We start from the raw sequence: 12,995 nt of genomic DNA on the forward strand, positions 1-12,995 counted from the left end.
CCGATGGCCGGCACCGCCTCTCCTACCCGCTTCCAGCGCGGCTCGGCCCTGATCGTCACCGGCAACGCCGGGGACCGCGATCGCCTGTGCGCGGCGCTCGACGGGCTGGATTTCGATGCGATCTACGCCGTCGCCGACGTGCCGCAGGCGCGCCTGGTGGTGGGGCAGGTCGAGCGCCTGGAGCTGGTCCTGCTGGAGTTGGGCGACCGTGAGCGCGTCGCGGCCGCGTTCTGCAGCGAGCTGCGGCAGGCGGCGCCCCTGGATCCGCCGACGGTCATCGCCCTCGTCGCCGTCGGCGCAGCCGGATCGATGCCGGGGCGCGATCGCCTGCTCGCCCGGGGCGTGGCCGACTGGGTGCGCGTCCCGGTCGACATCGACGAGGTGCTGGCACGGATCGCGACCGCGCTGGACGCCCGCGGCCTGCGCCTGCCCGGTCGTGGGCCGGTCGCCGGGGATCGCTATCGCTTTGCCTTCGACGAAAGCCAGGACGAGCTGCTGGTCGTGGACGCCGAGAGCGGGCGGGTTCTCGACGCCAATCCGGCGTTCCTGCAGCGCTCGGGCCATGCGCGCGTCCAGGTGGTGGGCGCGCGGGCGGAAGCCTTCGACGCCCTGCCGTCGGTCGAATGGCGCCTGGAATGTCTCAACCGGCTGGCCGGCGAGGGCAGTGCGCGCTTCGCCGGCCATCGCGAGCGCATCGACGGGACGCGCTATCCGGTCGATGCCGAGGTGCGCCTGAGCATCAGCGACGGGCATCCGGTCCACGTCTACACGTTTCGCGACCCGGGCGACCTGGGACGCTACCGGCTGGCGCTGTCGACGCTGGGAGCGATCGGCCGCGCATCGGGTGGCGATGCCGCGTTGCAACAAATCCTGCGCCATGCGATGGACTGGCTCGAGTGCGATTGGGGCGTGGTGGCGATGCTGTGCCCGGAAAGCGCCGAGTTCACGCGAGTGGTCGCGGCGGAAGACCGCGCGCTGCCGTTCGGCCTCACCGAAAGCAGCGACCGCGAGCCGCTGCTGCGGTTGCTGGTCGAAGGCGACGACATCCTCGAAGGACGCGATGCCTGGCGCGTCGTCCCTGCATCGAGCCTGCTGCGGGCTCGCCATTACGAATGCATGATCGGCCTGCCGTTGCGCGACGAGCGCGACACGGTGATCGGCGCCTGGCTGATGGCGCGGGCGGCGCCGCTGGAGATCGACGGCCTGGTCCGCGACGGCCTGCAGGTCATCGCGATGCGCATCGGCCTGGACCTGGAGATCCGCCAGGTGCGCGAGCAGGGGCGCGCGCGCGGCCTGCGCGACGCGCTGACCGGCCTGCCCAACCGCCTGCTGTTCAGCGACCGCCTGGACTCGACGATCAAGCAGGCGCATCGCACCGGCGAGAGCTTCGCGATCCTGTTCATCGAGGTCGAGCCGTTTCCGGCCGGCGACGGCGCGCAGGCGCCGGTTTCCGGCGATCGCATGCTGCCGGTGGTGGCGCAGCGGCTGCGTTCGTGCGTGCGTGCGTACGACACGGTGGCGCGCTATTCCGGCCACGAGTTCGTCGTGATCCTGCGCCACATCGTCAAGCGCGAGGACGCGCTGCGGATCGCCGACAAGATCGTCCGCGCGATGGACGCGCCGCTGCCGGCCGGCATCGACCCCGGCCATCGCGTCCGCACGACGATCGGCCTGAGCTTCCATCCCGACGATGCGATCCTCGCCGATCGCCTGCTGCTGCAGGCCGAGGAAGCGATGCGCTCGGCCAAGGGCATGGGCCACAGCAACTACCAGGCCTACGTGGTGATGCCCGAGGAGTCGCAGCGGCAGCGCCTGGCGCTGGAGGAGAAGCTGCGCAAGGCGGAGCGGAACGGCGAGCTGCGGGTCTACTACCAGCCGCAGATCGACGGGCGGACCGAGGACATCGTCGGCATGGAGGCGCTGATCCGCTGGGAGAACCCCGAGCTCGGCATGATCAGTCCGGGCTTCTTCATCCCGCTGGCCGAGCAGACCGGGCTGATCGTCGACCTCGGCCTGTGGGTGCTGCGCGCGGCCTGCGCGGACGCGCGGCGCTGGCAGGCCCGTTTCGGCCTGCCGCTGCGCGTCAGCGTCAACCTCTCGGCGCTGCAGCTGCGCCAGGGCGACCTGGTCGAGCGGATCGGCGCGGTGCTGGCCGAGACCGGGCTGGACCCGCGCTCGCTGGACCTGGAAGTCACCGAAAGCATCAGTCTCAAGGCGATCCCGAACCTGCTGGCCACGCTGCAGGCCCTGCGCGAGATCGGCTGCCGCACCTCGATCGACGATTTCGGTACCGGCCAGTCGTCGCTCGACTACATCAAGCGGTTTCCGGCCGACAGCATCAAGATCGACCAGGCGTTCGTCCGCAACATCGGCGTCGACCCCGACGACGAGGCGATCGTCCGCGCGACGATCGACATGGCGCATAATCTCGGGCGCACCCTGGTCGCCGAGGGCGTGGAGGTCGAGCGCCACGTCGAGTTCCTTCGCGCCCACGGCTGCGACGTGCTGCAGGGCTACCTGTTCTGCCGGCCGGTTCCCGCCGCCACCTTCGAGGCGATGCTGATCGAGCGCGAGCGCCTGTTCCGGCGTATCGCCGAGCCGTCCGGGGCGTCCTGAACCGGCGCTGCGCCAACACCGTCCCGGCGGCCTCCGCAGGTCGACGGATGAAACTTATTCGAGTATTGATGGTCTAGTCTGCCGCTCGACCCGCCCGGGCGATCACCGACAGACCCTTTGGGAGATGGGCCCGGATGGGCGAAACTGAGTTGGATCAGGCGCTGGTGCAGCGCGTCCAGCACGGCGACAAGCGCGCGTTCGACCTGCTGGTGCGCAAGTACCAGCACAAGATCGTCGGCGTCGTGTCGCGCTACGTGTCGGACTGGAGCGAGGCGCAGGACGTCGCGCAGGAGGCCTTCCTGCGTGCGTACCGTGCCATCGGCGCATTTCGAGGCGACAGTCAGTTCTATACCTGGATGTACAAGATCGCGATCAATACGGCCAAGAACTGGCTGGTGTCGCAAGGCCGGCGCCCGCCGACCGAGGATGTCGCGATCGAGGATGCGGTCCAGTTCGAGGGTGCCCTGCGGCTCAAGGAGACCGCGACGCCCGACCGTGAATTGATGCGCCAGGAAATTGAACGAACCGTGTTCCAGACGGTCGAAAGTCTGCCGGAAGAGCTGCGTACCGCGATCACCCTGCGTGAGGTCGACGGGCTCAGCTACGAGGAAATCGCCGAATCGATGAACTGTCCGATCGGCACGGTGCGTTCGCGCATCTTCCGGGCGCGCGAAGCCATTGACGAGAAACTGCGTCCGCTGCTGTCGGACGAGGAAGGTTGACGAGCCATGAGCCACGATTACCGCGAGCACCTGTCTGCCCTGATGGATGGCGAGCTTCCGCGCGACGAGAGCCGCTTCCTGCTGAAACGGCTCGAACGCGATGACGCGCTCGGTGCCACCTGGGCGCGCTTCCACGTCGCCCGCCAGGCGCTGCGCCGCCAGGACATCCATGCCTTGCGCCCCGGCTTCTCGGCCGGCGTGCTCGCCTGCATCCATGCCGAGGCGGTTCCGCAGCGGCGTGCCGGCGGCACCTGGCTGCGCTGGGCTTCCGGCGGCGCGGTGGCCGCGTCCGTGGCGGTCGCGGCGCTGGTGCTGACCCGCCCGGCCGTCGAGACCGTGGACGCCGGTGCGACCGCTTCGCCGCGAACCATGGCCGCCCGGTCGGGTGCGCCGGTCGCGGCAGCGCCCGCCTCGGTATCGACCTTGCCGCAGGAGCTGCGCACGCCGGCGTCGAGCTCGGTGCTGCTGCCGGTCCAGACGGCTTCGGCCACGGCCGGCGAGGGCGACTGGGCACAGCCGGTCGCTTCGTTCGATCCGCGCATGCAGTCCTACCTGATCCGGCACTACCAGGCGGTCGGTGCCGCCGGCCAGTCGGGCGTCGTGCCCTACATCCTGCTGGCGACGCCGGCGCAGCCGCCGGCGGCCGCGCCGGCCGCCAATGACCCGAACCCGAACCGCTGAGCGCCGATCGCCCCTTTCCGAACGGTGATGCCCCGACGATGAGCTTCAGGGATGGATTCCGGCGCAGTGTGGCGGTCATGGCGATCGCGTGGGCCGGTTGCTCGCCGGTCGCGTTCGGCCAGCAGGTCGAGGCGCCCCAGTTGCTGGACCGCATGAATGCGGCGATGCGCGACCTGGACTACCACGGTTCGCTGATCTACCAGCACGGCGGGCGGATCGACGCCTTGCGGATCTTCCACGCCGGCGGCGAGAACGAGCGCGAGCGGCTGATCAGCCTCTCCGGGCCGCGCAACGAGGTCATCCGCGCCGGCAACACGGTCACCTGCATCCAGGGGCCGCGCACGCCCACCGTGTTCCCGTCCAACCGGCAGCAGCTGCTGCCGCTGCTGCCCGATACCCGCAACGAACGCTACCAGGCCTCGTACTCGAGCCGGCTCGGCGGCACCGACCGGGTCGCCGGCTACGACGCGCAGATCGTCGAAGTGGTTCCGCGCGACGGCTACCGCTACGGCTACCGGCTGTGGATCGAGCGCGACTCCCATGCGCTGCTGCGCGCGGCGATCGTCACCGTCGACCAGCGGCCGCTGGAGCAGTTCATGTTCGTCAACCTGACGATCGGCAGCGCCCCGAGTGCCGCCGATCTGCTGCCGAGCCGGCCGATCGAGCGCGCGACCCTGCCCGATGGCGAGGTCGCGATCGAGAATTCGCGCTGGCGACTGGGCGACCTGCCGCCGGGCTTCGCGCTCGCCGGCAGCCGGCGCCCCGCCGACGGCGGGGCCGACGCCGAACATCTGGTGGTCTCCGACGGCCTGGTCAGCGTCTCGGTCTACGTCGAGCGCCGCACCGAGAATTCGCCCGAGTCGGACATCGCGATGAGCCGCGGTGTCCTGAGCGTCTACACCCGGATCGCCGATCCGTGGCGGATCACCGCGCTGGGCAACGTGCCGAAGGAGACGATCGAGAAGATCGCGCTGTCGGTCGACGCCGCGGCGCCTTGATGAAGCCGTGCTGAAACCGGCCACGGAGCAAGCGCCGTGCGCCTGGAACTTTGCGGTGATGGTCCTCATCCAAGCGGTTCCCCAACAAGAACCACATCCCCACAGGTATTTGCCATGACCCGATTCTTCGCGCGCTGGTTGCTGGTCCCGGTCGTCGGTTTCGCCGCCGTGGCGGCGCAGGCGGCCAACCTTCCGGACTTCACCGACCTGGTCGATCGCTACGGGACTGCCGTCGTCAACGTCGAGGCGACCGGCAGCGTCGACAACGCGCTGCAGGACGAGGACCAGCAGGTTCCGGAGATCTTCCGCCGCTTCTTCGGCCCGGGCGGGCCGGGCGGCCAGGCGCCGCGTCCGCAAGGGCCCCGCCGGTCGCTGGGCTCGGGCTTCATCATCTCCGCCGACGGCTACGTGCTGACCAACAACCATGTCGTGGACGGTGCCGACGAGGTGCGCGTGCGCCTGTCCGACCGCCGCGACCTGGAGGCCAAGGTCGTCGGTACCGATCCGCAGACCGACATCGCGCTGCTCAAGGTCGAGGCGGCCGCGCTGCCGGCGGTGACGCTGGGCGACTCGAGCAAGCTGCGCCCCGGGCAATGGGTGGTCGCGATCGGCTCGCCGTTCGGACTGGACCACTCGGTGACCGCCGGCATCGTCAGCGCGATCGGCCGCAACACCGGCGGCGGACAGCAGTACGTCCCCTTCATCCAGACCGACGTGCCGATCAATCGCGGCAATTCGGGCGGCCCGCTGTTCAACCTCGACGGCCAGGTCGTCGGCATCAACTCGCAGATCTTCTCGAACACCGGCGGCTACATGGGCGTGTCGTTCGCGATCCCGATCGACCTGGCGATGAATACGGTCGAGCAGCTCAAGACCAGCGGCCGCGTGTCGCGCGGCATGATCGGCGTGCAGATCCAGAACGTCGATCGTGATACCGCCAAGGCGCTGGGCCTACCGCGCAGCGGCGGAGCACTGGTCAACAACGTGACCACCGGCGGGGCCGCCGACAAGGCCGGCGTGAAGCTGCAGGACGTGATCCTCGGCTTCAACGGCCAGGAAGTGGTCAGCTCGGCCGACCTGCCGCCGCTGGTCGGCCTGACCAAGCCGGGTACCCAGGCCGAGCTGTCGATCTTCCGCGACGGCAAGACCATCACGGTGCCGATCACGGTCGGCGAGCAGCCGGCCGAACTGACCGCGGGTACCGGCGGCGGTGCCGCCGGCGCCACCGCCTCCAACCCGCTCGGCCTGACGGTCGAGAACCTGACGCCCGAGCAGCGCCGCCAGCTCGATCTCCAGGACGAGGGCGTGGTCATCACGCGGGTCGGCGGGTCGGCGCGTGCCTCGCAGCTGGCGCCGGGCGACATCGTCCTGCGCGTGGGCCGCACGCCGATCAAGACCGTCGCCGACTTCAACGGGGCGGTCAAGGGCGTCGCGCCGGGCGATTCGGTCATGCTGCTGGTGCGGCGTGGCGATGTCACCCAGTTCGTCGCCATCGGGGTGCCCAAGACCCGCGACAACGGCTGATCCGGGGCTTCCGGCGGCTCTCGCAGATGAACGGCGCGCCCTCCGGCGCGCCGTCCGCGTATGCGCAGATCCGGCGGCCGTGGGGCAGCGGTTTTCTGCGATAATGGCCGGCTTGCGTCGATCCATCCGGATCCCCTTCCCCCGATTGCGCCCCTGCCGATGGACCTTATCCGCAACTTCTCGATCATCGCCCACGTCGACCACGGCAAGTCGACGCTCGCCGATCGCATCATCCAGCTGTGCGGCGGCTTGACCGAGCGCGAGATGGAAGCGCAGGTGCTCGACAACAATCCGATCGAGCGCGAACGCGGCATCACGATCAAGGCGCAAAGTGTTTCGCTGCCGTACACCGCGCGCGACGGCAAGACCTACCAGCTCAACTTCATCGACACGCCCGGGCACGTGGACTTCTCCTACGAGGTCAGCCGCTCGCTGGCCGCCTGCGAGGGCGCGCTGCTGGTCGTCGACGCGGCGCAGGGCGTCGAGGCGCAGTCGGTCGCCAACTGCTACACCGCGGTGGAGCAGGGGCTCGAGGTCGTCCCGGTCCTCAACAAGATCGACCTGCCGACCGCCGACATCGAGCGCGCCAAGGCCGAGATCGAGGCGGTCATCGGCATCGACGCCACCGACGCCGTGCCGATCAGCGCGAAGACCGGCCAGAACGTCGTCGAGGTGCTCGAGGCGATCGTCGCCCGCATCCCGCCGCCGAAGCCGCGCGACACCGACAAGCTGCAGGCGCTGATCATCGACTCGTGGTTCGACAACTACCTCGGCGTCGTCTCACTGGTGCGCGTCATGCAGGGCGAGATCAAGCCCAAGGACAAGATCCTGGTCATGTCGACCGGCCGCTGGCACGAGGTCGACCAGGTCGGCGTGTTCACGCCCAAGCGCCTGGTACGGCCCAAGCTCGGCGGCGGCGAGGTGGGCTGGGTCACCGCGTCGATCAAGGAAGTCAACGGTGCGCCGGTCGGCGACACCCTGACGCTGAACGCCGATCCGGCGCCGCGGCCGCTGCCCGGCTTCCAGCAGGTGCAGCCGCGCGTGTTCTCCGGCCTGTTCCCGGTCTCGGCCGACGACTATCCGGCGCTGCGCGAGGCGCTCGAGAAGCTCAAGCTCAACGATGCGGCGCTCAACTTCGAGCCGGAAAGCTCCGAGGCGATGGGCTTCGGCTTCCGCTGCGGGTTCCTCGGCCTGCTGCACATGGACATCATCCAGGAGCGGCTCGAGCGCGAGTACGACCTGGACCTGATCACGACGGCGCCGACCGTGGTCTACGAGGTCGTCAAGACCGACGGCAGCGTGATCCTGCTCGACAACCCCGCCAAGCTGCCGGCGACGCAGTACGTGGAAGAGATCCGCGAGCCGATCATCGTCGCCAACATCCTCACGCCGCCCGACCACATCGGCAACGTGATCAAGCTGTGCGAGGAGAAGCGTGGCTCGCAGCGCTCGATCAACTACCTCGGCAGCCAGGTGCAGATCAGCTACGAGCTGCCGCTGGCCGAGGTGGTGCTCGATTTCTTCGACAAGCTCAAGTCGGTCTCGCGCGGCTATGCGTCGATGGACTACCACTTCGACCGCTTCCAGGCGGGACCGCTGGTGCGCCTGGACGTGCTCATCAACGGCGACCGCGTGGACGCGCTGAGCCTGATCCTGCACCGCGCCGCTGCCGATCGGCGCGGACGCGAGCTGGTCGAGCGCATGAAGGACCTGATCCCGCGCCAGCAGTTCGACGTCGCGATCCAGGGCGCCATCGGCGCGCAGATCATCGCGCGCTCGACGGTCAAGGCGCTGCGCAAGAACGTGCTGGCCAAGTGCTACGGCGGCGACGTCTCGCGCAAGCGCAAGCTGCTGGAGAAGCAGAAGGAAGGCAAGAAGCGCATGAAGCAGGTCGGCCGCGTGGACATTCCGCAGGAAGCGTTCCTGGCCGTGCTCCAAGTCGACAACAAGTAACTACGTTCAGAAGGAAACCGGCGTGCATTTCAATCTTGCCCTGCTGCTCGTCATCCTGACCGCGGTCAGCGGTCTGGTCTGGCTGGTCGACTGGCTGTTCTTCGCCGCCGGTCGCCGGCGCCGCGCGGAAGAGCTGCGCGCCATGGACACGCTGCCCGCCGAGGAGCGCAGGCTGCGCGCCGAGGCGGCACTGCGCGAATCGACGATCGTCGAGTACGCGCGTTCGTTCTTTCCGGTGCTGCTGCTGATCCTGGTCGTGCGCTCGTTCATCGCCGAGCCGTTCAAGATCCCGTCCGGCTCGATGATGCCGACGCTGCTGGTCGGGGACTTCATCCTCGTCAACAAGTTCTCCTACGGCGTCCGCCTGCCGGTGCTCAACAGCAAGGTGCTCGATACCGGCGAGCCCAAGCGCGGCGACGTGGCCGTGTTCCGGTTCCCCCGCGATCCGCGCCAGGACTACATCAAGCGCGTGATCGGCGTGCCGGGCGACCAGGTGACCTACCGCAACCGCACGCTCTACGTGAACGGCGAGCAGGTCGCCGACACCTACGTCGGTCCGTACGTGGGGCCGTCCGAGCCGGGCGGGCCGAACCTGGCCGGCGCTCAGACCAAGCAGGAGAACCTGCTGGGCGTGGAGCACCGCATCCTGGTCCGCCCGAACCAGCCGCCGGGCCCGGAAGGCACCTGGACCGTGCCGGACGGCCAGTACTTCGTGATGGGCGACAGCCGCGACAACAGCGCCGACAGCCGGTTCTGGGGCTTCGTCCCGGAGGAGAACCTGGTCGGCAAGGCCTTCTTGATCTGGATGAACTGTTCAGGCAGCTTCTGCACCGGCGGTTTCGACCTTTCGCGTATCGGTACGGTCATCCGCTGAGCCGCTGCCGGGCCGGTGCGGCACCCGTGCGTCGTGTTGGACCTTGCCTGGAGGGGATCACCATGTTGAGTCATCGCAATCCGAGCCGTCCCGGCGCCCGACCGGGCCGCCAGCGCGGCATCACCCTGATCGGCTTCCTGGTTCTGCTGGCCGTCGTCGGCTTCTTCGCCTATCTGGCCATGCGCCTGGTACCCGCCTACACCGAGTACATGGGCGTGGTGAAGTCGATGGAACTGGTCAAGAACGAGCCGAATGCGGCGCAGGCCTCGCCCGAGGAGATCCGGCGCAGCCTGCAGATCAAGTTCGACACCCAGTACGTGGACAGCAAGAGCGTGCCGCCGCAGGCGATCACGGTGCTGCGCCAGGGTGGCGAGGCGACCTTGCGCGTCGCCTACGAGAAGCGCATCCCGTTCGCCTACAACGTCGATCTGGTCGTCAGCTTCGACAAGTCGGTCAACCTCGGGGGCGGCTATTAAGGCAGCGATCGCCCTGGGCCACGCGTTCGACGACGCGCGCCTGCTGCGGCAGGCGTTCACCCATCGCAGTGCCGGCCAGCCGAACAACGAGCGGCTGGAGTTCCTCGGCGACAGCCTGCTCAATCTGATCGTCGCCGAACTGATCTTCGAGTTGCACCCGCGTGCCGACGAAGGCGAGATGACGCGCCTGCGCGCCAGCCTGGTCAGCGGCGTCGCGCTGGCCGAGCGGGCGCGCGAGGAAGCGTTCCCCGAGCGACTGCACCTGGGCGGCGGCGAAATGAAGAGCGGCGGCCATCGCCGCGACTCGATCCTGGCCGACGCCTACGAGGCGGTGATCGCCGCCATCTACCTCGACGGCGGCTGGACCGCCTGTCGCGAAGCGGTCAGGTCGCGCTTCGGCACGGCGGTCGGAACCGCGCCCGGCCGGACCGAGAAGGATCCCAAGACGCGCCTGCAGGAACTCCTGCAGGGCGAAGGCCTGCCGGTACCGGTCTATGATCTGACCGACAGCCGCGGCGAGGACCACGCGCGGACCTTCGAGGTGACCTGCACGATCGAGGCCCTCTCGATCCATACCCGCGCCGAAGGGTCGAGCCGCCGGACCGCCGAGCAGCGCGCCGCCGCCGAGGCCCTCGAACACGTGATCGCGAAACTCGCCGAATGACCCTCCAAGACCCGTCCCACCGCTGCGGTCGCGTCGTCCTGATCGGACGTCCGAACGTCGGCAAGTCCACGCTCCTGAACGCCTTGATCGGCGAGCGCCTGAGCATCGTCTCGCCGAAGCCGCAGACGACCCGCCACAGCATCCTCGGCGTCGCCACGCGCGAAGGCGCGCAGATCGTGTTCGTCGATACGCCGGGCCTGCACGCGGCGGGCGGGCGGGCGCTCAACCGGCACGTCAACCGCGTGGCGCGCCAGGCACCCGAGGAGGCCGACCTGATCGTCCACGTCGCCGATGCGCGCCGCTGGACCGACGAGGACGAGGCCGTCTGGCGGCTGGCCGCCGCCCATGCGGCGCCCAAGCTGCTGGTGCTCAACAAGGTGGACCTGGTGCCGGACAAGGGGCGCCTGCTGCCGTTCGCGGCGGAGCTGACCCGCACGCGCGACTATGCCGGCGTCCACTTCCTGTGCGCGCGGCGCCAGGACGGCCTGGCCGCGCTGCTCGACGACATCGCCGGGCGCCTGCCCGAGGGGCCGCCGGCATTCGGGGAGGACGAACTCACCGACCGCAGCGAGCGTTTCCTGGCCGCCGAGCTGATTCGCGAGCAGCTGATGCTGCAGCTCTCGGCCGAACTGCCGTACGCGACCACCGTGGAGATCGAGCGTTTCGAGGACGAGGGAGCGATGGCGAGGATCGCCGCGGCGATCTGGGTCGAGCGCGACGGACAGAAGGCGATCGTCGTCGGCAAGGCCGGCGAGCGGCTCAAGGCGATCGGCACCGCGGCGCGCCTGCGGATGGAGAAGCTTTTCGGCCGCAAGGTGTTCCTGCAGCTCTGGGTCAAGGTCCGCGAGAACTGGAGCGACGACGAGGCGGCGCTCCGGCGCCTGGGCTACGACGGCTGAGCGATGCAGCGGATCGAGGGCCAGTCCGCCTTCATCGTGCATGCGCGGCCCTATCGCGAGACATCGCTGCTGATCGAATGCCTGACACGCGACCACGGCCGCGTCGGGCTGATCGCGCGGGGCGTCCGCCGCGAGCGGACGCGACTGCCGCGCGGCTTGTTGCAGCCGTTGCAGGCGCTGCGGATCGACTGGATCGCGCGCGGCGAGCTCGGCACGCTGACCGCGGTCGAGCCCGCTGCCGCACCGGCCCGCTACGTCGGCGAGCCGCTGCTGGCAGCGATGTACGTCAATGAGCTGGTGTTACGGCTGGTCGGGCGCGGCGATCCCCACGCGACGGCGTTCGAGCGCTATGCCGATTGCCTGCGGCGGCTGACGACGGCCGAACCGGTCGCCTGGACGCTGCGACGCTTCGAGCGCGACCTGCTGTCGGACCTGGGCTATGCGCTGGTGCTGACCACGAGCGGCGGTGCCGGAGCGCCGATCGATGCGCAGGCCGACTACGCCTACGATCCGGAAGCCGGACCGCGGCCCTGGCGTGGCGAGACCGGCGGCTTGCGCGTCGGCGGCGGCAGCCTGCTCGCGCTGGCGCAGGACCGCCTGCCCGATGCCGAGGGCCTGGAACAGCTGCGCCGGCTGATGCGCCGGGTGATTCGGCACCACCTGGGGGGCGCCAGCCTGCACGCCTGGGGCATGACGCTGGCCGGGATTCAATCCAGCAGCCGGCCGATCGCCGAACAGTAGGCGCGGAACTCGGCCAGCGCATCGTCGGGCCAGCCGGTGCCGGCATCCAGGGCCTTGTGCAGGGCGGCGATCGCGCCGGTGAGGCCGGGCACGCCGCAGAATCCGGCCGACGCCTCGAGGCGATGCAGCCGGTCGCGCAGCGCAGCCGTATCACGGGCCTGAGCCAGGTCCGCCAGTTCGCGCGGCAGCGCCAGCAGTTCCTGCCGCAGCAATGCCCGCAGGGCGTCGACGATGCCGCGATCACCGCCAGCGGCGCGCAATGCCTGGTCGTCGTCGAGCCAGCCGCTGCGATCCTCGGGCAGGTTCAGTTCGGGCAGGTGCTGCAGCAGCAGCGCGTGCAGGGCCTCCACGCTGATCGGCTTGAGCACCACGGCGTCGAAGCCGGCCTCGCGCAGCGAGCGGTGGATGTCCGGATCGTTCGACGCCGTGGTCGCCCAGGCCCCGACGTGGCGGGCCGGGCCGGTGCCGGAACGGATCCGCTTGAGCGCGCCGGGGCCGTCCAACTGGGGCATGCGGGCGTCGAAGAGCAGCAGGTCGAACGGTTCGGCAGCGGCCAGGATCACCGCCTGGCGGCCGTCCACGGCCGCTACGCACTCACCGCCGAGCTGGCGGATCGCCTCGGTGAAGAACTGCAGCGTCAGCGGGTTGTCGTCGGCGACGAGGATGCGGGGCATCGGCAATCCTTGGCATTGAAGCGGTCTTCATCGACTCCAGGGCGAGTCATCCGTTCCCGGGCAGGCCTCGCCACGTTTGCGTGTCCGGGAACTGCTCGTCCAGACCCCGAACACGCGCAAAAGCGGCCGTGCGGGTTGGTCCTGGAACGCCGCCAGCGTGCGTTCGTGGCTGG

12 protein-coding genes are annotated in these 12,995 nt (G+C 69.6%); 11 read left to right on the top strand and 1 reads right to left on the bottom strand.

The features are described from left to right. Window positions 1–3: 3 nt before the first annotated feature. From I596_RS02250 to recO, 11 genes are all read left to right on the top strand, one after another. A complete protein-coding gene (locus I596_RS02250) occupies window positions 4–2,616 on the top strand; it encodes an EAL domain-containing protein (RefSeq protein ID WP_083965307.1) in 2,613 nt (870 codons plus the stop codon). Between the two features lie 134 nt (window positions 2,617–2,750). Further along, on the top strand, window positions 2,751–3,338 hold the full coding sequence (gene rpoE, locus I596_RS02255; protein WP_067643571.1) for an RNA polymerase sigma factor RpoE: 588 nt from the start codon (window positions 2,751–2,753) through the stop codon (window positions 3,336–3,338). 6 nt (window positions 3,339–3,344) lie between these two features. Further along, complete coding sequence (locus I596_RS02260) at window positions 3,345–4,019, top strand: sigma-E factor negative regulatory protein (RefSeq protein ID WP_067643573.1); 675 nt, start codon at window positions 3,345–3,347, stop codon at window positions 4,017–4,019. 77 nt (window positions 4,020–4,096) lie between these two features. Beyond that, complete coding sequence (locus I596_RS02265; protein WP_067643575.1) at window positions 4,097–5,017, top strand: MucB/RseB C-terminal domain-containing protein; 921 nt, start codon at window positions 4,097–4,099, stop codon at window positions 5,015–5,017. 114 nt (window positions 5,018–5,131) lie between these two features. Further along, the gene (locus I596_RS02270) at window positions 5,132–6,541 is read left to right on the top strand and encodes a DegQ family serine endoprotease (RefSeq protein ID WP_067643578.1); all 1,410 of its coding nucleotides are present in this window, start codon (window positions 5,132–5,134) and stop codon (window positions 6,539–6,541) included. Window positions 6,542–6,700: 159 nt separating this feature from the next. Next, window positions 6,701–8,494, top strand: a complete 1,794-nt coding sequence (lepA, locus tag I596_RS02275) for a translation elongation factor 4 (RefSeq protein ID WP_067643581.1) — start codon at window positions 6,701–6,703, stop codon at window positions 8,492–8,494. Between the two features lie 22 nt (window positions 8,495–8,516). Further along, window positions 8,517–9,368 (top strand): signal peptidase I, encoded by an 852-nt coding sequence (lepB, locus tag I596_RS02280; RefSeq protein ID WP_067643584.1) that lies wholly within the window; start codon window positions 8,517–8,519, stop codon window positions 9,366–9,368. 62 nt (window positions 9,369–9,430) lie between these two features. After that, window positions 9,431–9,844: a DUF4845 domain-containing protein gene (locus I596_RS02285; RefSeq protein ID WP_067643587.1), complete on the top strand. Its 414-nt coding sequence runs from the start codon at window positions 9,431–9,433 to the stop codon at window positions 9,842–9,844. 7 nt (window positions 9,845–9,851) lie between these two features. Continuing rightward, window positions 9,852–10,508: a ribonuclease III gene (gene rnc, locus I596_RS02290; RefSeq protein ID WP_067651317.1), complete on the top strand. Its 657-nt coding sequence runs from the start codon at window positions 9,852–9,854 to the stop codon at window positions 10,506–10,508. Further along, window positions 10,505–11,407, top strand: coding sequence for a GTPase Era (era, locus tag I596_RS02295; protein ID WP_067643592.1), 903 nt, complete (start codon window positions 10,505–10,507; stop codon window positions 11,405–11,407). Before rnc ends, era begins: the two co-directional genes overlap by 4 nt. 3 nt (window positions 11,408–11,410) lie before the next feature. Next, entirely contained in the window at window positions 11,411–12,148 is a 738-nt protein-coding gene (recO, locus tag I596_RS02300) for a DNA repair protein RecO (protein ID WP_067643595.1), read from the top strand. On the opposite strand, the gene I596_RS02305 is transcribed toward recO, so the two are convergent. Next, window positions 12,115–12,822, bottom strand: a complete 708-nt coding sequence (locus I596_RS02305) for a response regulator (RefSeq protein ID WP_067643598.1) — start codon at window positions 12,820–12,822, stop codon at window positions 12,115–12,117. The two genes, recO and I596_RS02305, sit on opposite strands and share 34 nt — an antisense overlap. Between the last annotated feature and the right edge of the window lie 173 nt (window positions 12,823–12,995).

Source organism: Dokdonella koreensis DS-123, from assembly GCF_001632775.1.
In the GTDB taxonomy this organism is placed as follows: Bacteria; Pseudomonadota; Gammaproteobacteria; order Xanthomonadales; family Rhodanobacteraceae; genus Dokdonella; species Dokdonella koreensis.